The 19,726-nt window shown below is 70.6% G+C and carries 18 protein-coding genes, 2 tRNA genes, 1 other RNA gene and 1 pseudogene; 9 read left to right on the top strand and 13 right to left on the bottom strand.

Annotated features, from left to right (window positions below; all coding sequences use genetic code 11):
• Nucleotides 1-1,527 carry a histidine ammonia-lyase gene (gene hutH / locus AA23TX_RS21065; RefSeq protein ID WP_155544599.1) on the bottom strand — a complete coding sequence of 509 codons (1,527 nt, stop codon included), beginning with the start codon at nt 1,525-1,527 and terminating at the stop codon, nt 1-3.
• An 84-nt stretch (nt 1,528-1,611) separates the two neighbouring features.
• Between hutH and AA23TX_RS21060 the strand changes: the two genes are divergently transcribed.
• The gene (locus tag AA23TX_RS21060; RefSeq protein ID WP_155544598.1) at nt 1,612-2,394 is read left to right on the top strand and encodes an IclR family transcriptional regulator; all 783 of its coding nucleotides are present in this window, start codon (nt 1,612-1,614) and stop codon (nt 2,392-2,394) included.
• Between the two features lie 41 nt (nt 2,395-2,435).
• Here the strand turns inward: AA23TX_RS21060 and AA23TX_RS51020 are convergent.
• A pseudogene (locus AA23TX_RS51020) lies at nt 2,436-2,957 on the bottom strand (type IV toxin-antitoxin system AbiEi family antitoxin); the annotation flags it as partial.
• A 135-nt stretch (nt 2,958-3,092) separates the two neighbouring features.
• On the opposite strand from AA23TX_RS51020, the gene AA23TX_RS21050 reads away from it, so the two are divergent.
• Nucleotides 3,093-4,310 (top strand): MFS transporter, encoded by a 1,218-nt coding sequence (locus AA23TX_RS21050; RefSeq protein WP_196425469.1) that lies wholly within the window; start codon nt 3,093-3,095, stop codon nt 4,308-4,310.
• Between the two features lie 139 nt (nt 4,311-4,449).
• A complete protein-coding gene (locus tag AA23TX_RS21045) occupies nt 4,450-5,688 on the top strand; it encodes a GGDEF domain-containing protein (protein WP_155544597.1) in 1,239 nt (412 codons plus the stop codon).
• Here AA23TX_RS21045 and AA23TX_RS21040 read toward each other — a convergent pair whose 3' ends face one another.
• Together AA23TX_RS21040 and ssrA are read right to left on the bottom strand one after the other, a co-directional pair.
• The gene (locus tag AA23TX_RS21040) at nt 5,689-5,898 is read right to left on the bottom strand and encodes a hypothetical protein (protein WP_155544596.1); all 210 of its coding nucleotides are present in this window, start codon (nt 5,896-5,898) and stop codon (nt 5,689-5,691) included.
• Between the two features lie 1,284 nt (nt 5,899-7,182).
• Nucleotides 7,183-7,551, bottom strand: a transfer-messenger RNA (tmRNA) gene (gene ssrA, locus AA23TX_RS21035).
• A 154-nt stretch (nt 7,552-7,705) separates the two neighbouring features.
• Here ssrA and AA23TX_RS21030 point away from each other — a divergent pair.
• From AA23TX_RS21030 to AA23TX_RS21010, 5 genes are all read left to right on the top strand, one after another.
• Nucleotides 7,706-8,380: a sensor domain-containing protein gene (locus AA23TX_RS21030; protein ID WP_155544595.1), complete on the top strand. Its 675-nt coding sequence runs from the start codon at nt 7,706-7,708 to the stop codon at nt 8,378-8,380.
• Complete coding sequence (locus tag AA23TX_RS21025; RefSeq protein ID WP_155544594.1) at nt 8,377-9,507, top strand: sensor histidine kinase; 1,131 nt, start codon at nt 8,377-8,379, stop codon at nt 9,505-9,507. Before AA23TX_RS21030 ends, AA23TX_RS21025 begins: the two co-directional genes overlap by 4 nt.
• A gap of 39 nt (nt 9,508-9,546) precedes the next feature.
• Complete coding sequence (locus tag AA23TX_RS21020; RefSeq protein WP_155544593.1) at nt 9,547-10,188, top strand: response regulator transcription factor; 642 nt, start codon at nt 9,547-9,549, stop codon at nt 10,186-10,188.
• A gap of 119 nt (nt 10,189-10,307) precedes the next feature.
• A complete protein-coding gene (locus AA23TX_RS21015) occupies nt 10,308-10,532 on the top strand; it encodes a DUF8847 domain-containing protein (RefSeq protein WP_155544592.1) in 225 nt (74 codons plus the stop codon).
• A 93-nt stretch (nt 10,533-10,625) separates the two neighbouring features.
• The gene (locus tag AA23TX_RS21010; RefSeq protein ID WP_155544591.1) at nt 10,626-11,948 is read left to right on the top strand and encodes an acyltransferase family protein; all 1,323 of its coding nucleotides are present in this window, start codon (nt 10,626-10,628) and stop codon (nt 11,946-11,948) included.
• A 21-nt stretch (nt 11,949-11,969) separates the two neighbouring features.
• On the opposite strand, the gene AA23TX_RS21005 is transcribed toward AA23TX_RS21010, so the two are convergent.
• The 8 genes from AA23TX_RS21005 to AA23TX_RS20970 all read right to left on the bottom strand — a co-directional run bounded on the left by AA23TX_RS21005 (nt 11,970) and on the right by AA23TX_RS20970 (nt 17,962).
• Nucleotides 11,970-12,866, bottom strand: coding sequence for an amidohydrolase family protein (locus AA23TX_RS21005; RefSeq protein WP_155544590.1), 897 nt, complete (start codon nt 12,864-12,866; stop codon nt 11,970-11,972).
• Nucleotides 12,863-13,345, bottom strand: coding sequence for an SsrA-binding protein SmpB (smpB, locus tag AA23TX_RS21000; protein WP_155544589.1), 483 nt, complete (start codon nt 13,343-13,345; stop codon nt 12,863-12,865). The genes AA23TX_RS21005 and smpB overlap by 4 nt, the downstream gene beginning before the upstream one ends.
• A gap of 48 nt (nt 13,346-13,393) precedes the next feature.
• Nucleotides 13,394-14,287, bottom strand: coding sequence for a permease-like cell division protein FtsX (gene ftsX, locus AA23TX_RS20995; RefSeq protein ID WP_155544588.1), 894 nt, complete (start codon nt 14,285-14,287; stop codon nt 13,394-13,396).
• A 54-nt stretch (nt 14,288-14,341) separates the two neighbouring features.
• Entirely contained in the window at nt 14,342-15,031 is a 690-nt protein-coding gene (gene ftsE, locus AA23TX_RS20990) for a cell division ATP-binding protein FtsE (RefSeq protein WP_155544587.1), read from the bottom strand.
• 112 nt (nt 15,032-15,143) lie between these two features.
• A complete protein-coding gene (gene prfB, locus AA23TX_RS20985; protein WP_155544586.1) occupies nt 15,144-16,247 on the bottom strand; it encodes a peptide chain release factor 2 in 1,104 nt (367 codons plus the stop codon).
• A gap of 63 nt (nt 16,248-16,310) precedes the next feature.
• Nucleotides 16,311-16,811 (bottom strand): PadR family transcriptional regulator, encoded by a 501-nt coding sequence (locus tag AA23TX_RS20980; protein WP_155544585.1) that lies wholly within the window; start codon nt 16,809-16,811, stop codon nt 16,311-16,313.
• A gap of 415 nt (nt 16,812-17,226) precedes the next feature.
• Nucleotides 17,227-17,300, bottom strand: a tRNA-Met gene (locus AA23TX_RS20975).
• Between the two features lie 77 nt (nt 17,301-17,377).
• Nucleotides 17,378-17,962, bottom strand: coding sequence for a TetR/AcrR family transcriptional regulator C-terminal domain-containing protein (locus tag AA23TX_RS20970; protein ID WP_155544584.1), 585 nt, complete (start codon nt 17,960-17,962; stop codon nt 17,378-17,380).
• A gap of 94 nt (nt 17,963-18,056) precedes the next feature.
• Here AA23TX_RS20970 and AA23TX_RS20965 point away from each other — a divergent pair, with 94 nt between their 5' ends.
• A complete protein-coding gene (locus AA23TX_RS20965; protein ID WP_155544583.1) occupies nt 18,057-19,478 on the top strand; it encodes an FAD-dependent monooxygenase in 1,422 nt (473 codons plus the stop codon).
• 124 nt (nt 19,479-19,602) lie between these two features.
• Here AA23TX_RS20965 and AA23TX_RS20960 read toward each other — a convergent pair.
• A tRNA-Met gene (locus AA23TX_RS20960) sits at nt 19,603-19,676 on the bottom strand.
• Between the last annotated feature and the right edge of the window lie 50 nt (nt 19,677-19,726).

The following is a 19,726-nucleotide window of genomic DNA, read 5'->3' as shown; positions in this document are numbered from 1 at the left end:
TCAGACCTCCAGACGGGCGGCGTCGAGGACGGCGCCGGAGCGGACGAGTTCTTCGGCGGCCGCGATCTCGGGCGCCAGGTGCCGGTCGGGGCCGGGGCCCGCGACCCGGGTGCGGAGCAGGTCCCGGACGCGGCCGGTGACCGGCGACGGCTCCAGCGGCGCCCGGAAGTCGAGCGCGCGGGCCGCCGTGAGCAGCTCGATGGCGAGCACGGTGGTCAGGCCGTCGACGGCCTTGCGCAGCTTCCGCGCGGCCGACCAGCCCATGGAGACGTGGTCCTCCTGCATCGCGCTGCTGGGGATGGAGTCGACCGACGCCGGGACGGCGAGCCGCTTCAGCTCGCTGACGATCGCGGCCTGCGTGTACTGCGCGATCATGTGGCCGGAGTCGACACCGGGGTCGTGGGCGAGGAACGGCGGCAGGCCGTGTGAGCGCGCCTTGTCGAGCATCCGGTCGGTACGGCGCTCGGCGATGCTCGCGACGTCGGCGACCGGGATGGCCAGGAAGTCCAGCACGTACGCGACGGGCGCGCCGTGGAAGTTGCCGTTGGACTCGACGCGGCCGTCGGCCAGGACCACGGGATTGTCCACAGCGGACATCAGCTCGCGCTCGCCGACGAGCTCGGCGTGGGCGAGGCTGTCGCGCGCGGCGCCGTGCACCTGCGGGGCGCAGCGCAGCGAGTAGGCGTCCTGGACGCGGTTGCAGTCCGGGCCGCGGTGGCTCTCGACGATCTTCGAGCCCTGCAGCGCCGTCCACATCCGCGCGGCGGACGTGGCCTGGCCGGGGTGCGGCCGGAGGGCCTGCAGCTCGGCGGCGAACGCGCGGTCGGTGCCCAGCAGCGCCTCGACGCTCATCGCGGCGGTGATGTCCGCGATGTCGAACAGCTTTCGCAGGTCGGCGGCGGCCAGCAGGAGCATGCCGAGCATGCCGTCGGTGCCGTTGGTGAGGGCGAGGCCCTCCTTCTCGGCGAGGACGACCGGCTCGATCCCGGCTTCCTTCAGCGCTTCGGCCGCCGGCTTGGTCACGCCGTTGTGCACGACGTCGCCTTCGCCCATCAGCGCGAGCGCGACGGCGGCCAGCGGCGCGAGGTCACCGGAGCAGCCGAGCGAGCCGTACTCGTGGACGATCGGCGTGATCCCGGCGTTGAGCAGGGCCGCAAGCGTTTGCGCGGTGCCCGGGCGGACGCCGGTGTAGCCGCTGGCGAGCGTCCGCAGCCGCAGCAGCATGAGCCCGCGGACGACCTCGGTCTCGACGGCGGGCCCGGCCCCGGCGGCGTGCGAGCGGATCAGGCTGCGCTGCAGCGCGGTCCGGCTCTCGACGGGGATGTGACGGGTCGCGAGCGCACCGAAGCCGGTCGAGACGCCGTAGGTGGGCGTGACGGCGTGGGCGAGGTCCTCGATGTGCTGGCGGGTGGCGGCGAGGTTCTTCTCGGCCGCGTCCGAGAGCCCGACCGGCGCGTGGCCGCGGACGACGTCGACGACCTGGGCGGCGGTCAGGGGTTCCGGGCCCAGGAGCACTTTTTCCGGCATGGGCTCATTGGACACGGCGTTTCCCGCTGGTGGGATGCCTCAACGGGTGGTTCCGTCTGGTATCCCAGACGTTAGCCTTGGGCCATGGGTGAGAGCAGCGAGGTTCCGGCGCTGCGCCGCGGCTTGGCGGTGCTGAGCCTGCTGGCGACGCGTCCCGGCCCGGTGACCGCGGCCGCGATCGCGCGCGAAGCGGGCCTCCCCCGGTCGACGACGTATCACCTGCTCAGCGAGCTGGAGGCGGCCGGGTTCGTCGTCCACCTGCCCGCGGAACGCCGGTACGGCCTGGGTATCGCCGCGTTCGAGCTGGGCTCGGCCTACCTCCGCCACGACCCCCTGGAGCGGCTGGCCGGGCCGTTGCTGCGCAAGCTCGTCGACCGCGCCGGCCACACGGCGCACCTGGGCGTGCTGCACGGCAACGAGTCCCTGTACCTGATCAAGGAGCGCCCGGCCCGGCCCGAGACGCTGGTGACCGAGGTCGGCGTCCGGCTGCCGGCCCAGCTGACGGCGTCCGGCCGCGCGATCCTGCGCCACCTGCCGGCCCCGCACGTCCGGGCGTTGTTCCCGTCGGCGTCGGCGTTCGTCCTCCGCACCGGCCGCGGCCCGCACACGCTCGCCGAGCTGCGCCGGACGTTGACGGCGGAGCGTCGCCTCGGCTGGTCGGTGGAGGACGGCCACGTGACGGAGGGGTTCGCGTCGGTGGCAGCCCCGGTCTTCGACCACGGCGCCCGCCCCCTGGCAGCGATCAGCGTGACCCTGCGCCACCACTGCGCGACGGAGCCGTGCACGGAGACGTGGCCGAAGCTGGCAGCCGAGGTAGCGGCGACGGCCGCCGAGCTGACCAGCCGCATCGGCGGCCACCCGGGCTGACGCTCAAGACCTGGCGGCGCCTCGTAACTGCTCCGGATCCGGTCTCCGTGTTCGCGCTGGCGGGGGTCCCCGGAAGCCAGCAGGTTGGCATAGATCAACGGGGATGGCACGACCCAGGCCCCGGGTTCCGGCACGTGCCAGAACCGTTCCCGGATGTGGACGTTTCCCCTGGCTTCCGCGCGGGCCATGCGATGCCGGCCGATGATCCGAACCGGGAGCCGTTCGGCATAGAGGGTGAGCGAGGCAGGCCTCAGGTGGGGGTCGATGAGGCTCGCTGCCGCCTCTCCCCCGATCTGGACGTCCAGCGATCGCATCTCCGGCTCCGAGTCCGGCCACCACGAAAGATCGGCCGCGGAGAATTCGCCGAGAGAGAGAGCGGCGTACAAGGTGATGGAGTAAGCCTCCGCCCAGCGGTCGAGCAACTCGCCGCCGCGAGCCAGCCGGCGGCCGTCCACCCCGGGATAGAGGTAGCCGGCCTCGGCGAGCTCGTCGATCACCACCTTGACGGTCCCCAGGGAGACCCCGCTCGCTTCGGCCAGGGACCGGTACGGCAGAGCGGCCATGTCCGGCCAGCTGAGCGTTCAGCGTGCTCTCGGCAGCAGCCGGCTGCTGCGATCGGGGCAACTGTCACCGAACGGCTCGATTCCACTCCGCTGGGTTATTACCGTGACCGGATAGCGGTCTGAGGGGCGCCGGCGATGGATGACGCACGGGTGACGAGGGTGGGGTTCGGCGCGGTCCTGGCCGTCGCCGAGTTTCGCGCGATGTGGGTCGCTGAGCTGCTTTCCGTCTGCGGTGACCAGCTCGCCCGCGTGGCGCTCGCGGTCCTCGTCTACCAGCGCACCAGCTCCGCCGCTCTCACCGGCCTGACCTACGCCCTGACGTACGTGCCCTCGCTGCTCGGCGGGATCCTGCTGGCCGGCGCGGGTGACCGGTGGCCGCGCCGGGACGTCATGGTCGTGGCCGACCTGGCCCGGGCCGCGCTGGTCGGCGTCATCGCGATCCCCGGTGTCCCACTGTGGGTGCTGTGCGTGCTGGTCGCGGTGATGACGGCGCTCGGCGGGCCGTTCAAGGCGGCGCAGCAGGCGCTGCTGCCTTCGGTACTCGAAGGCGAGCGCTACCTGGTCGGGATGGCCCTGCGGAACGTGACGATCCAGGGCGCGCAGCTGGCCGGGTTCGCCGGCGGCGGGCTGCTGATCGCCGCGCTCGCGCCGTCCGCGGCCTTGGCGCTCGACGCGGTGACGTTCGTGCTGTCGGCGCTGTTCCTGGTCACCGGCGTCCGGCGGCGCGCGCCGGTCGCGCAGGCGGTCCGGCCGGCCTGGCTGTCGACGACGTCCGCGGGGATCCGGCTGATCTGGCGCGACCCGGCGTTGCGGACGCTGGTGGCGCTGAACTGGCTGGCGGGGTTCTACGTCGTGCCGGAGGCGCTGGCCGCGCCGTACGCGGCCGGGATCGGCGCGGGCGCGGCACTGGTGGGACTGCTCATGGCGGCGGACCCGGCGGGCAGCGTGCTCGGCGGCGTCGTGTTCGGCAAGTGGGTCCCGGAGCGCGTGCAGGTCCGCGTGCTCGGGTGGCTGGGGATCGCGGCGGGGTTACCGCTGATCGTGTTCGTCTTCCGGCCGGGGCTGGTGCTGTCGGTGGTGCTGCTCGCGGCGTCCGGGCTGCTGGCCACGGGCTACAACATCCAGGGCACGGTGTCGTTCATGCGACGGGTGCCGGACGAGCACCGCGCGCAGTGCGCCGGCGTGAACTCGGCGGGGCTGATCACCGTGCAGGGCGTCGGCGCGGCCGCGGCGGGTGCGCTGGCCGACGTGCTGGGCCCGGCGCACACCATCGCCGCGGCCGGGGCGGCGGGTGCCGCGGTGGCCGTGCCGATCGCGAGGGCGTGGCGCCGGGTCGGACTGGCGGGACCATGACCTCAGTTGTCGCGTCCGCACATGGCGCGCCTCCCTCCGCCACCTCGGGCCGGACCGGCTCCGTCACGGGCCGGACACCATGAGTATGCAGACCGGCGCCGGAGCCCCGCGCGGCGTACCGCGCTTTCGTGACGTCCTCGTGGCTCCACGGAACTGGGCGCTGTGGCGCCAGGGTCCGCGGGTGGTCGTCTACTGCCTGCTGAGCGAGGCGGCGGCGGTGGTCCTGGCGCTGCGCCCGTTCCCGGTCGCGGTGGACCGCCGGACGCTGCTGATCCTGGCGGTGCTGCTGGTCCTCGGCGTGGTGCAGTCGGAGACGGGCCGCCGGGTCGAGCGCATCCGCCGCCGGGTCTCGGGGACGCCGCACATCAACATGACGTCGGTGTGGACGTTCGCCGGCGTCCTGCTTCTGCCGCCGTCGCTGCTGGCGGTGCTGGTCTGCGGCTTGTACGCGCACCTGGCGGTCCGCAGCTGGTACCGCCTGCAGCGGGTGCCGGTGTCGAGGACGGTCAGCAACGCGGCCATCATCCTGCTCTCGTGCTACGCGGCCCAGGCGGTCATGCGGCTCTCGGGTTTCGCCGACGTGCGCTCGGCCTTCACGCGCGGCTGGGCCGGGACGTTCGCGATCGCGGCGGCGGGGGCGACGTTCTTCGTGGTGAACGCCCTGCTGGTGCTCCCGGCCCGCCGCGAGATCGGCCGGACGCCGGAGGCGCTGTTCGGCACGTGGTCGGACAACGGCCTCGAGGTGGCCACGCTCTGCCTGGGCGCGCTGAACGCGGTGGCGCTGGCGATGTTGCCGGGCCTGGTGGTGCTGGCGCTCCCGCCGTTGCTGCTGTTGCACCGGACGGTGCTGGTGCGGCAGCTGGAGGTGGCGGCCCACCGAGACGAGAAGACGGGCCTGTACAACTCGAGCGGCTGGCACAGCCTGGCGGAGCGGACCCTGGCAGCGGCCGCCCGTCAGAACACGACGTTCGGCTTGCTGATGCTGGACCTGGACCACTTCAAGCAGGTGAATGACACCTACGGTCACCTGGCAGGCGACGCGGTACTACGCGCGGTGGCGGAGGCGATCATCTCGGCGGTCCGCGGCCGAGGCGACGCGGTAGGACGCTTCGGCGGCGAAGAGTTCGTGGTGCTGTTACCGGGCATCGCCCACCCGGACATCGGGGCGGTGGCAGAGCGCATCCGCCGGGCAATAACAACCCTCAAGGTCCCGGTGGGACAGCTGACGATCACCGGGCTGTCGACCTCGATAGGCATGGCGGTCTACCCGGAGGCAGGCACTTCGCTCCAGCGCCTGCTGGACGCAGCGGATACCGCGCTGTACCACGCCAAAGCCACCGGTCGAAACAAGGTGGTCCACGTAGCGGACCTGGCCTGATCAGGCGATCTTGTGCCGCCGCCCGACATCCAACCCGAGCATCGCGAGCAGTTCGGCACACTCCCCGACGTTGGAGGAGTGCCCGGCCACGGTGATGACGGCCCGATCGTTCTGTTCGGCGAGCCGAACGGCCTCCTCAGCCCGGATAACCCCCATCCGGCTGTCTTCATCGTTGGCGGTCGAGCTGCCGTTGGAACGGGCCCAGGTCATCTGGCCACCTACTTCCGACTCCGCGGGTGCAGAGCCATGGTCGGGCCTCAAGCATGACACTCACAAAAATTTCACCCACAAGTGGGCCCCATCACAAGGTCAGTAGACACGGTCTGTGGGAGGTGAGGCGGGGGGTCGCCCGAGTGGGGTAGGGGGCGGAGTTGGCAGGTCAACGCGCAGTTGATCGGGGGTGGGCTGAGGTGAGGTGAGGGGGGTGGGTTGGAGGGCTGGGCGGCCGGAGATGGGCGGGCAAGGCGGGCGGGGCGGGGCGGGCCGGGCGGGGCGGCCCCGGCGAGCTGGGCGGGCCGAGCCGGGCGGGCGGAGGGGGGCCACCTGGGCTGGCCGGCCGGGCTGGGTCAGGCGAGCTGGGCGGGGCGGGCAGGCCGGGCAGCTCCGGCGAGCTGGGCCGGCCGAGCCGGGCTCGGCGGGGCGAGCTGGGCGGGCCGGAGGGCCGCGCCGGAGGGCCGGTTGGGTCGGCTGGGCTGACGGGTCGACCAGGCCGAGCGGCTGGCCAGGGCCGAGCTAGGCGGTCCCGGCGGGGCTGGGCTGGCCGGGTTGGGCCGGGCGGACCGAGCTGGATCGGGCCGGGCTGACATGGGCGGGCCGAGCTGGGCCGCGTCGGGCGGGCGCGTTAAACGGGCGGAGCTGGGGCGGGCTGGACTGGGTCGCCCGCAGGCTCGCGGGAGCGGGCTGTCGTCTAGGGCCTTCCGGCACCCCGAAGCTGTCATTGTGACTACGGCCGACAACACCGCGTCAAGGCGGGAAAGATGCCTTGACCCGGCGCTGCCGGCCGTGTTCTGGCTTCGGATCGGGGTGCGGGGGGACTGGGTCCTCGTCGGTGCTGGTTCCCGTGTCGGTTCGCTGGCGGAGCCGGCGCGCTGAGCGCTGCCGCCAGGCGTCAGCCGAGCCGGTTGCGGCGCAGGCTTCGGCGAGGGGCGAGCCGGCGCCGCGAGCCAGCGCCGCGAGGCGCCGGCCGTGAGGCGCCAGGCGCCAGCCGGAGCCGCAAGGCGCCTGAAGGCGCGCAAAGGGGCGCGAGGGGTACCGGCTCGCGGCGCCGGGAGGCGCGCAGCGCAAGGGGCGCGCAGCGCAGGAGGGGGCCAGGGGCGAAGCCCCGGAGAGAAGGGGCAAAGCCCCGACAAAGCGGGGTCCAGGGGCGAAGCCCCGGAGAGGGGGTCCAGGGGGCGAAGCCCGCCTGGCGGGGGTCTGGGGGTTCGACCCCCAGAAGCAATGAGTGAGACAAAGAGAAGGCCCCCAGCCCCGAAGGGGCGAGGGCCTTCTCGTGTCGAGTGGAGGTGCCGGGAATTGAACCCGGGTCCTCTGGCGTATCAACAGGGCTTCTCCGTGCGCAGTCCGCTACGTCTCTGCTTGGCTCCCTCGGTCACGCGAACAAGCCGAGGTGACGAGCCCAGCCACTGTTTGCTTCACGACTGTTCCCCGTGGCCGGGACAGTCGCTGAGCCTCCTAGCTGATGCCGGTACCCGGGCCGGAGGCGAACCCGGGCCGACAGAGACGCACTCGCTCAGGCGGCGAGGGCGTACTCGCGCTGACTGGAGTCGGCGCTTATTTGGTTGCGATGACGCTTAACGGTGGTCTCTCGCCTGCACCGGCACGCTTCTCCTGAATCAACGTCCAAAGTCGAAACCGTTCACCCCCTTGGTGGGAACACAACCTGTACATCATAACGCGTGCCGCCATCTCTTTACTCCCCGGCGGGTAGGGCCAGCCCTACCGCGGGGATGCCCGCGCGCACCATGTCTCCGGCGGCCCGGAACGACCACCCTGGACTCCGACAGAAAGGAGCCCGGTCATGGGTAGCGAGAGGCGGGATCCGCCGTTCGGTGGGTCGGTGGTGTTCCTGCTGATGAACCTGCCGCTGGGGATTGCGGCGTTCGTCGTGCTGACGTCGTTCGCGGCGGCCGGGCTGGGGACCGCGGTCGTGTGGGTGGGCGTGGGCCTGCTCGCGCTGCTGGTGCTGGGTGTCCGGGGGGCCGCCCGCCTGGAGCGTGCGCGGGTCTACGCCCTGCTCGATCGGTACATCGACCTTCCTTACCTGCCGTTGCCCGCCGGTGGGCAGAAGAACAGGTGGAAGGGGCGGCTGAAGGACCCGTCGACGTGGCGGGACCTGACGTACTTCTTCCTGCTGTTCCCGCTCGGCGTCGTCGAGTTCGTGCTGGTGACGACGTTCTGGTCGACGAGCCTGGCGCTGGCCGGACTGCCGATCTACTTCCGGTGGCTGCCGGACGGCGCGTACTACTTCCCGTCCGACGAGCTGCGGTGGCTGACCGTCGATTCGACGGTGGAAGCGCTACCGTGGGCAGCACTGGGGGTGCTGTTCATCGCGTTGTCGGTGGCGCTGACGAAGGCGCTGGCGGGGCTGCACGCCCGGGTGGCGAACGCGCTGCTGGGGACGACCGTGGCCCAGCGCCGTCGGATGGAGCGCTGGTGGGAAGACGCGGAAGAGAAGAACCTGGTGGCGGGATGACCGAGGCGCAGCAGCCGGAGCACCCGCGGCCGGACCCGGCTCGCACGATCGTGTACATGATCGTGAGCTTCATCTTCCGGATCCTGCAGTTCGTGCTGATCGTGACGGGGATCGCGGTGGGGGTCGGCACGGCGGTGGTGTGGGTCGGGTTCCCGATCCTGCTGGCGACGACGAGCTTCATCCGCTGGTCGGCGGACCGCGAGCGGGCGTGGATGGGCGCGATGCTGAAGGTGCCGCTGCCGCCGGTGGAGCGGCGCTCGCAGGAGGGCCTGCCCCTGCTGCGGCGGTGGATGGTGCGGCTGAGCGACCCGACGACGTGGCGTGACCTCGCGTACCTGATGGTGGCGTTCCCGCTGGCGTGCGCGGAGCTCGGGATCGCGATCGCGTCGATCGTGCTGCTGCCGATGGCGATCTGGGTGACGCCGTGGCTGGGCTGGCTGCACGGTGAGCTGGGCATCGCGCTGCTGGGGCCGAACCGCACGACGCGACTGGAGGAGAAGGCCGAGCGGCTGCAGGCTTCGCGGGCGCGGGGAGTCGACGCGGCCGAGGCCGAGCGGCGCCGCATCGAGCGTGACCTCCACGACGGCGCGCAGCAGCGGCTGGTCGCGGTCGCCATGAGCCTCGGACGGGCGAAGTCGAAGTTCGACCAGGACCCGGACCTGGTGCGGGAGCTGATCGACGAGGCGCACTCGGACGCGAAGCTCGCCGTGTCGGAGTTGCGGGACCTGGCGCGGGGCATCTACCCGGCCGTCCTCGGCGACCGCGGGCTGGACGCGGCGCTGTCGGCGCAGGCGGCGAAGTCGCCGATCCCGGTGGACGTGACGGTGACCGTGGAGCCGCGCCCGCCGGCGGCGGTGGAGACGACGGCCTACTTCATCGTCGGCGAGACGCTGACGAACATCGCGAAGCACTCCGGAGCGTCCGAAGCGGTCGTGAAGGTGTGGCGGACCGACGACCACGTGGTCGTCGAGATCACCGACAACGGCCACGGTGGCGCCGAGGTGCGCGCGGGCGGCGGGCTGGCCGGGCTGGCCGACCGCGCCGCGACGATCGACGGTGTGATCACGGTCGTCAGCCCGGTCGGCGGGCCGACGGTAATCCGGGCTGACCTCCCCTGCCAGTGGTGAATAGGCTGGACCCCGTTCATCCACGAGCTTGGGGGCCGGATGCGGGTAGTCATCGCCGAAGACGCCGTGCTGCTGCGGGCCGGGGTGACCCGCCTGCTCGCCGACGAGGGCATCGAGACGGCCGCGGCCGTCGACAACGGCGACGACCTGCTCGGCGCGATCAAGGAACATCGCCCTGACCTGGCGATCGTCGACGTCCGGATGCCCCCGACGTTCACCGACGAGGGCTTGCGCGCCGCGCTGGCGGCGCGCAAGGAGATCCCGGGGCTGCCGGTGCTGGTGCTCTCGCAGTACGTCGAGGAGTCGTACGCGGTGGAACTGCTGTCCGGCGGCGCGGGCGGGGTCGGCTACCTGCTGAAGGAGCGGGTGGCGGACGTCGACGAGTTCCTGGACGCGGTCCGCCGGGTGGCCAACGGCGGCACGGCGATCGACCCGGACGTGATCGCCCAGCTGATGGCCCGCGGCCGCCGCAACCCCCTCGACGCACTGACCGCCCGCGAGTCCGAGGTCCTGGGGCTGATGGCCCAGGGCCTGTCGAACACGGCCATCGCGAACTCGCTGGTGGTGTCGCACGGCGCGGTGGAGAAGCACATCGGCAACATCTTCTCGAAGCTCGGCCTCGAGGCGAGCGCGGAGGAACACCGTCGCGTTCGTGCGGTCCTGACCTACCTGGGCCGCTGAGCTCCGACGGACAGTGACCGGAAGTCCCGTAAAGTGGACATAGGGTCACCCGTTCCGCGGGCGGCACCCTCCACACCGCTCACCTACCATGAGCGGACCCGGCGGAGAGGAGCCCGCAGATGTCCGACGAGACCCCCTGCGTCCGCTTCTTCGGCGGCCCGCTCGACGGCCGCGTCCAGGAGCTCGGGGACGCCGAACCCGTGCCCGGCACCGTCATCCGGCACATCCACCTGCACGGCGGCCCGAAGATCGAGACCCGCTACGAGCTCGGCCTCACCGAGCGCGGCTGGGAGTACCGCGTCACCGCGACGCAGCACGAACCCGAGCCCGACGGCCTGAGGTAGGGAGAACCCCCGCATCGGCCGGGGGTGAACAGGACCTCGAAGACGCCGGTCAGCACCGCTGTTCCCGCAGGTCGAACCGGCCAGGCTTAGCGCATGCAGACAAGCCAGGGGGTCGCACGAGGCGGCCGGGACAGGTTTCTCGACGTCGTCCGGGCGGGGGCCATCCTCGCCGTCATCGCCCAGCACTGGGTCATGCCGGTGCTCTCCTACTCCGACGGCCGGCTCGCCACGGGCAACGCGCTCGCGACGCCGGGCTGGTGGGTCGTCACCTGGCTGTCGCAGGTCATGCCCCTGGTGTTCTTCGCCGGCGGCGCGGCCAACCTCATTTCGCTGAGCCGCGCGAAGTCGACGCGCGAGTGGCTCGGTGCGCGGCTCAAACGCCTCATGGTGCCGGTCCTGCCGCTGGTGGCCGTCTGGCTCGTCATGCCGGACTTCCTCCGCGGGCTCGGCATCCCGCCGCAGCCGCTGCAGGTCGCCGGCGCGATCGCCGCGCAGCTGCTGTGGTTCCTCGCGGTCTACGTCCTGGTCGTGCTCCTCACGCCGCTGATGGTCGCCGCGCACCGGCGCTGGGGCCTCAAGGTGCCGCTCGTCATGGGGGCCGCCGGCGTCCTCGTCGACGTCGCGCGCTTCAACGACCTCGGTTACCTCGGTTACGCCAACGCGATCTTCGTCTGGGTCGCCGTCCACCAGCTCGGCTTCCACTACGTCGAAGGCCGCCTCGGCACGCTCACCCGCCGCGCCGCGCTCAGCCTGTCCGCCGCCGGCTTCGGCATCACCGCGCTGATGGTCGCGTTCGGCCCCTACCCGGCCAGCATGATCGGCATGCCGGGCGCGCCGGTGTCGAACATGAGCCCGCCGACCGTGCTGCTCGCCTTCCTCGCCGTCGGCCAGATCGGCCTGCTGCTCGCCTTCCGCCCGCAGCTCAACGCGCTCGCCGAACGCCCCGGCGTCGGCAGTGCGCTCGGCTGGCTCGGCGCGCGGTTCATGAGCGTCTACCTCTGGCACATGCCGGCGCTGATCGTGGTGGCGGGCGTGACGGTCTACGGCCTCGGCTACGAGACGCCCGAGCCGGGCACGCTGCTCTGGCTCGTCATGGCGCCCGCGTGGTTCGCGGTGTGCGGCCTGGTGCTGCTGGGCCTGCTGCGGCTGTTCGCGCACTTCGAGCTGCAGCGCGACACCGTCGCGGTCACCGCGAGGGTACCGCAGCTGGTCGTCGCCGGGCTGATGATCTCGGGTGGCCTGCTCGGCCTCGCCGCGCACGGGTTCGCGCCGCTGTCGGACGGCATCGCGCACGGCCCGGTGCCGTGGATCGTCCTCGCGACGGCCGGGTTCCTCCTGGCGGGCAAGCAGGTTCCGGTGATCGACCTGCTGGGCCGTGCGGTGCACGTTTCCGAACGGGCAGCGCTGCGTCGTTGAGAAGCGGTCGTCGATAAAGCGTCAGGCGCTGAGCAGCCGCAGCGGGGTGTCGTGCAGAACGGCCCGCAGGAACGGCTCCCCCAGGCGATCGTCGGCCGCCCAGCCGGCGATCGCCTGCAGCTGCGTCGCGTAGGAGTACGGGATGTTCGGGAAGTCCGTGCCCAGGACGACACGATCGGCGAACTCGGCCAGCCGCGCGGTCCAGTCCGGCGGCAGCGGCGACATCGCCTCGGCGAACGGCACCCCGACCATCGTCGTGTCCAGGTGCACGCGCGGGTACTTCGCCAGCAGGTCGAACGCCGTCCCGAACTCGGGCATCGCCGCGTGCGCGAGCACCGCCGTCAGGTCCGGGTAGCGCGCCAGCACCTCTTCGAAGACCGACAACCCGGTGAAGTCGCCCCGCAACGGTCCGTGTCCACAGTGGACGACGACGGGGACGCCCGCGTCGGCCAGCGCACCCCACACCGGCTTCAGCAGCTCGTCACGCGGGTCGTACGCGCCCACCTGCACGTGCGCCTTGAACACCCGGGCGCCGGCGCGCAGCGCACCGTCCACAGCGGACCCGGCGCCGGGCTCGGGGTAGAACGTCCCGGTCGGCACCGCCTCCGGGACATGGGAAGCGAACTCCAATGCCCACGACGTCAGCCACTCCGCCATGCCCGGCTTGTGCGGGTAGACCAGCGGCGCGAACTGCCGGACACCCAGCGAGCGCAGGGTTTCCAGCCGCTCCTGCTCGGACGTCCGGTAGTGCACCGGCCAGTCGGTGCCGTAGTGCGTCGAGGCCTGGTCGAAGTACGCCCAGACCTTGTCCATCACCGGTTTCGGCAGGAAGTGGACGTGCAGGTCGACCAGGCCCGGCAGGCCCAGTGACGCCGTCCACCGAGCGACGTCGGCATCGGAAGCCGGGCCCGCCGTCACTCCGTGAACCGGCCCTTCAGCGCGCGGCCCATGGCCCTCCTGATGTCGCGGTCCGCGTCGCGCTTGGCGAGCGTCTGCCGCTTGTCGTAGGCCTTCTTGCCCTGGGCCAGCGCGATCTCGACCTTGACCTTGCCGTCCTTGAAGTACATCGACAGCGGGACCAAGGAGAGCCCGCTCTCCTTGGTCTTGCCGATGAGCTTCTCGATCTCACGCCGGTGGAGCAGCAGCTTCCGGGTCCGCCGCGGCATGTGGTTGGTCCACGTGCCCTGCGTGTACTCCGGGATGTGCACGTTGCGCAGCCACACTTCGCCGTCGTCGACCGTCGCGAACGCGTCCGCCAGGGACGCCTTGCCCTCGCGCAGGCTCTTCACCTCGGTGCCGACGAGCACGAGACCGCACTCGTAGGTGTCGAGGATGGAGTAATCGTGCCGCGCCTTGCGGTTCGACACGATCACCTTCTGGCCACGTTCCTTGGGCATACGACCACTCTACGTGATGTCCGGGGCCGCAAGCAGCCGGTTAAAAACCTAGTGCCGGACGTACAGCCGCAGCGTGACGTACCCGGTGATGGCGGAGATCACCATGGAGACGCCCAGCAGGATCGGCGCGACCGGGAACAGCAGCTCCAGCGTGGTGATCTTCGGGAACACGTCGCCAGTGAACACCGCGTCGAGGAAACCGACCTTGGTGATGACCAGCATGATGATCCCGAGGATCGCACCGACCGCGCCGGCGACCACCGCCTCCAGCAGGAACGGCAGCTGCGTGTACCACCGCGTCGCGCCGACGAGCCGCATGATGCCGACCTCGGTGCGCCGGGTGAACGCGGACACCTGGATCGTGTTGGCGATCAGCAGCAGCGCGGCGATGGCCATGATGAGCGCGGCGCCGAACGCCATGTTCCGGACCCCGTTGAAGGCGTTGAACACGCGGTCGAGGAACTTCTTCTGGTCGTCGACCTTCCGGACGCCCGGCTTGGTGCTGTACTCCTGCACGATCGACTCGCTGCGGTCCGGGTCCTTCAGCTTCACGTGCAGTGACGCGGGCAGCGACTCCGGCCCGGTCAGCTGGATCAGCTCCGGCTGGCTCTCGAAGATCTTCTTGAACCGGTCGAAGGCCTGGTCGCGGTTCTCGAACACGACCGACTCGACACCGTCGTTGCTCTGCAAGGACGAGCGCAGCGACTGGCACAGCGACTGCGTGCAGTTCTTGTCACCCGCGCTGATGTCGTCGGTGAGGTAGACCGAAACCTCGACGTCGGCGAGGAAGTTGGACTTCATCTTGTCGATCGTGCGCACGGCCAGGAGGCCGCCGCCGAGCATGGCGAGCGACACGGCCGTGGTCAGCATCATCGCGATGGTCATCGTGATGTTCCGGCGCAGGCCGGTGATTACCTCACTGAAGACGAAACTGGCACGCATGTCGGGGTCTGGTCCTTGATGTCGGGGGCGTTGGCGGGGCGGGGAATGCCGGAGTCAGCGACCGATGCCGTAGACGCCGCGGGCGTCGTCACGGATCACCCGGCCGAGCTGCAGCTCGACGACGCGGCGCCGCATGGAGTCCACGATGCCGTGGTCGTGGGTCGCCATCAGGACGGTCGTGCCGGTGCGGTTGATCCGCTCCAGCAGCAGCATGATGTCCTGGCTGGTGTCGGGGTCCAGGTTCCCGGTCGGTTCGTCGGCGAGCAGCACCAGCGGCCGGTTGACGAACGCGCGCGCGATCGCCACGCGCTGCTGCTCACCACCGGAGAGCTCGTTGGGCAGCCGGTCGGCCTTGCCGTCGAGGCCGACGAGCTCCAGCACCTCGGGCACGACCTTCTTGATGGTCGGGCCGGGCTTGCCGATGACCTCGAGGGCGAACGCGACGTTCTCGGCGACCGTCTTGTTGGCCAGCAGGCGGAAGTCCTGGAAGACGCAGCCGATGGTCTGCCGCAGGCGGGGGACCCGGCGGCGGGCCAGCTTGGCGACGTCGAAGTTGGACACCATCACGCGGCCCTTGCTCGGCGTCTCTTCGCGCAGCAGCAGCCTGAGGAAGGTCGACTTCCCCGATCCCGAGGGACCGATGAGGAAGACGAACTCACCCTTTTCGATGTCGACGGACACCCGCTCGAGCGCGGGCCGCGTCGAGGTCTTGTAGACCTTGGAAACCTCTTCGAGCCGGATCACGATTCGGCATACTACCCACCGGTCTCGTGAAGCCCCGGTTGCCCGGTCCACCCGGGTGGAGCAGCGGGTGTTTGCGCACGGTGAGCGGTCGCGCAAACACCCCCTGCGCCGATCAGACGGTCGCCGTCTGCTTCCGCCAGCGGATGCCGGCGTCGAGGAAGCCGTCGATGTCGCCGTCGAGCACCGCGCTCGGGTTGCCGACCTCGAACTCGGTCCGCAGGTCCTTGACCATCTGGTACGGGTGCAGCACGTAGGAGCGCATCTGGTTGCCCCAGCTGGAGCCGCCGTCCTTGAGCGCGTCCATCTCCTTGCGCTCTTCTTCCTTCTTGCGCTGGAGCAGCCGCGACTGGAGCACCTTCATCGCGGCCGCCTTGTTCTGCAGCTGCGACTTCTCGTTCTGGCACGAGACGACGATGTTGGTCGGGATGTGCGTGATGCGCACGGCGGAGTCGGTCGTGTTCACGCTCTGTCCACCGGGGCCGGACGAGCGGTAGACGTCGACCCGGATGTCCTTCTCAGGGATGTCGACGTGGTCGACCTCTTCGACCTCCGGCAGCACCTCGACGTGCGCGAACGACGTCTGGCGGCGGCTCTGGTTGTCGAACGGCGAGATCCGGACGAGCCGGTGGGTGCCCTGCTCGACCGAGAGGGTGCCGTAGACGTAGGGGGCGGTCACCTTGAACGTCGCCGACTTGATGCCCGCCTCTTCGGCGTAGGAGATGTCGTAGACGTCGGTCGGGTAGCCGTGGCGCTCCGCCCAGCGCAGGTACATGCGGAGCAGCATCTCGGCGAAGTCGGCCGCGTCGACGCCGCCGGCCTCGGAGCGGATGGTGACGACGGCGTTGCGGTCGTCGTACTCGCCCGAAAGCAGCGTGCGGACCTCGAGGCCGTCGATGGCCTTGCCCAGGTCGGCCAGCTCGCTCTCGGCCTCGCCCATGCTGGCGGCGTCACCCTCGGCCTCGGAGAGCTCGTACAGCACGCCGAGGTCGTCGACCCGCTGGCGCAGGTCGCTGACCCGGCGCAGCTCGCCCTGCCGGTGGGACAGCTGGCTGGTGACCTTCTGCGCCGCCTCCGGGTCGTCCCAGAGCGTCGGGCTCGAGGCCTGCTCCTCCAGGTCGGCCACCTGGGCACGCAGCGTGTCCAGGTCCATCACCGACTCGATCTGCGTCAGCTTGCCGGTCAGGTCCTTCAGTGCCGCGTCGAACTCATCACTCACGTTTGTCGAGGTTACGGCAAAACCCACGACCGGTTGCGAGGACCGGTCGTGGGCGCGTGAACCTCAGGCCGCGGGGATGGCGTCGAGCAGCTTCAGCGCGGCCTTGGCCTGAGCTTGGGCGAACTCGGCGACGGCCTTCTCGTACGGCCCGTCGGCGGCCTTGGTGGCCGCCTTCGCGTCGTCCAACTGCTGGCTGTAGCTCGTCCGGGCCGAGTCGAGCAGCACCTGGCGCTGCTTCGCGGTCAGCGACGCCGCGTGCACGAGCCGCAGGATGAGCGGGCTGCGCAGGTGGTCGGGACCGGCCTCGGACGTCAGCCAGGCCTTGAAGGCCTTCTTGCCGGCGGCGGTGATCAGGTACTGCTGGCTGGAGCGCGGGCCCTGCTTGCCGAGCCGGACGAGACCTTCCTTGGACAGCGCCGGGAGCTCCCGGTACACCTGGCTGCGGGTGACGCTGAAGAAGGCGCCGAATCGCTCACCCGCTCCCGCGACGAGCTGCCCGCCGGTGGCGGGACCGTCGTGGAGCAGACCGAGCAGGGCGGCGGCTGTTGCATTCAATTCGGACACGTCCCCTAGATTCCCACTTATCGGCCGCTGTGTCCACAGTGGTCAGCAGATCTGTCCATTGTGGCTAGTCAGATCCCCTCGTTCGGCCCAATGCGACCAGGTCCACTGTGGACCCCGGACACGCTGTGCAACCACCCGGGACGCCACTTTGGTCCAACCAGCCGCACGCGAGCCACCCCGACACGGCCAGGCAGGTGAGTTCGGCAAGTGGCTTTCCCCGGCTTGGCCGACTCCGGACACGCACCGCAACCACCCGGAAGCAAGCCCAAATCGCGAGATTCGTAGCGAAAAGCGACCACGACGGGGGATCCAAGGGGGCGGAGCCCCTTTGGCGGGGGTTTGGGGGTTCGACCCCCATTTCAATGCGAAAGAGGCCTGTGTTCGCGTATTCTGCGAACACAGGCCTCTGCCTCTGTAGCGGGGACAGGATTTGAACCTGCGACCTCTGGGTTATGAGCCCAGCGAGCTACCGAGCTGCTCCACCCCGCGCCGTTGTGGTACTTGAATAGATTACACGGGGTGGCTACCGGGTTTGCACCGGGGTGCACAAAGCGGCTGACCAGGCGTTACTTCGCTTCGAGCCACTGACGGGCTCCACTGAGGACCATCGACAGCCCGTCCTCGAACCGCTCGCCGACGTCGGCGAGGAGGTCGCCCGCCGCCTCGCTGCGGTAGCGCTCGTCCAGCTCGCCCGGCTTCGGGTAGACGGCCTGCTCTTCGATGGTGAAGCCGACGACGTAGCTGTAGACGGTGAACAGCGCCTGGCCCGCCCGGCGCTCGTCCAGCCCGGCCTCGATGCTCCGCCACAGCGGGCTGCGCCCGACCAGGCCGGTGTCCCCGAGGTAGGTGCCGGCGAAGACCTTCCCGCCGTCGCGGTAGGACAGCATCATCCGCCGCAGCGTCCGCGCGCCGTGCGCGACCGCTTCCCACTCCCCCAGCGAGTCCGGCGGCCGGCGGTCCTCGGCCGAATCGGCGTACATCTGCGTCGCCATTTCGTCGAGCAGCTCCTGTTTGTTCTTCATGTGCCAGTACAGCGCCGGCGCCTTGACCCCCAGGTCGGCGGCGATCAGGCGCAGCGTGAGCCCGTTGAGGCCGACCTCGTTGAGCAGCCTGAGCCCGGAACGTGCGATGTCCTGCCTGGTCAGGGCCATGTTTCCGGTTCTCCTCGTGGTGCTCGCTTGACAATTTAACGATGTTAAGGGCATCCTCGGATCAGGTCAATTTAACGTTGTTAAGGAGCTGGGGATGAACGAGCTGAACGCCGAGGTGGTCGTCGCCGGGGCGGGACCGACCGGGCTGATGCTGGCGAACGAGCTGGCGCTGGCCGGAGTGGACGTCGTGGTCCTGGAGCGCCTGCCCGTCCGGACCGGGTTGTCGAAGGCGTTGAACCTGCAGCCGCGGACGGCGGAGGTCCTGGACCTGCGCGGCCTGCTCGGCCGGGCCGAGCAGCGGTCGTTCGCGACTGTCGCGGACGGACACTTCGCGGTGATCCCGGTGAGCTACGCCGGCTGGGACACGCGGCACCCGTACCAGGTGGGCATCCCGCAGGCGCAGGTCGAGGCGACGCTGGAGGAGCGGCTGGCCGAGCAAGGCGTGAAGGTGCTGCGCGGCCACGAGCTGACCGGCTTCGAGCAGGACGACGCCGGCGTGACGGTCACGGCGGGCGACCTCCGGGTCCGCGCGGCGTACCTGGTGGGCTGCGACGGTGGCCGCAGCGCGGTGCGCAAAGCCTTGAACCTGCCGTTCGAAGGAATCGAAGGCCGGGGTCACGGCGTCTCGGCGGACGTCCTGTTCCGGACGACCCCGCCGGGCGCGCCGACGCGGTGGCGGTCGATGGGGAACATGGTGACGTCGCTCAGCCCGGGCAAGTTCGTCGGCCTGATCCCGCTGGGCGAGCCCAACCTGTACCGCCTGAGCTACGGCGACCGGCTGCACCGTCCGGACGACCTCCGCGCCGAGGTGCCGGAGGAGGACGTGCGCGCGGCGGTTCGCGAACGCTTCGGCGCGGAAGCGGAGATCGAGGAGATCCGCTGGACATCGCGGTTCTCGGACGACAGCCGGCTGGCGGCGAAGTACCGGGTGGGCCGGGTGCTCTTGGCGGGCGACGCGGCACACGTCCACTTCCCGGCGGGCGGCCAGGGCCTGAACCTGGGCGTCCAGGACGCGATGAACCTGGGCTGGAAGCTGGCGGCCGAACTCCGCGGCAGGGCCCCGGAGGGTCTGCTCGACACGTACGAAGCGGAGCGTCGCGCGGTGGCGAACGGGGTGCTGCAGAACGTGGCCGCCCAGAACGCGCTGATCCCCCTGACGCCGGACCAGCTGGCCCTGCGCGCACTGTTCCGCGACCTGACGGAGATCCCGGAGGTCCAGCGCAAGCTGTCGGGAATGGTGTCGGGTCTGGACATCCGCTACGCACCTGCGGAAGGCCACCCGGCGACAGGCGCCCGTCTCCCGGACTTCCCTGTGGGCAAAGGCTTCGCGAGCGACTTGTTCCACAGTGGAAAGTTCGTCCTGCTGACGAAAACCCCGGCGGAGGCGCCCCACCCGGAGGTAGTCGTAGCGGAAGTACCGGAACTCCCCTGGCCCGACCTGACGAGCGTCTTGGTCCGCCCGGACGGTTACGTGGCAACAACAGACGGATCGGCAGAAGCCTGGCTGAAGAACTGACCCGACCATGCGCGGGGGTCCAGGGGGCGAAGCCCGCCCTGGCGGGGTCTGGGGGTTCGACCCCCAAGAGAAATGCGAAGGAGGCGCGGTCGGCGCTTTACGCCGACCGCGCCTCCTGCATCCGTAGCGGGGACAGGATTTGAACCTGCGACCTCTGGGTTATGAGCCCAGCGAGCTACCGAGCTGCTCCACCCCGCGTCGTGACACCTACCTTACGCCCTTGTTTCCTGGGGGTGCAAAGCAGGTGC

It is taken from the genome of Amycolatopsis camponoti, from assembly GCF_902497555.1.
GTDB classification, from domain to species: domain Bacteria; phylum Actinomycetota; class Actinomycetes; order Mycobacteriales; family Pseudonocardiaceae; genus Amycolatopsis; species Amycolatopsis camponoti.
Note: the sequence above shows the minus strand (reverse complement) of the source record. Positions and strands in the feature narration are given on the sequence as shown.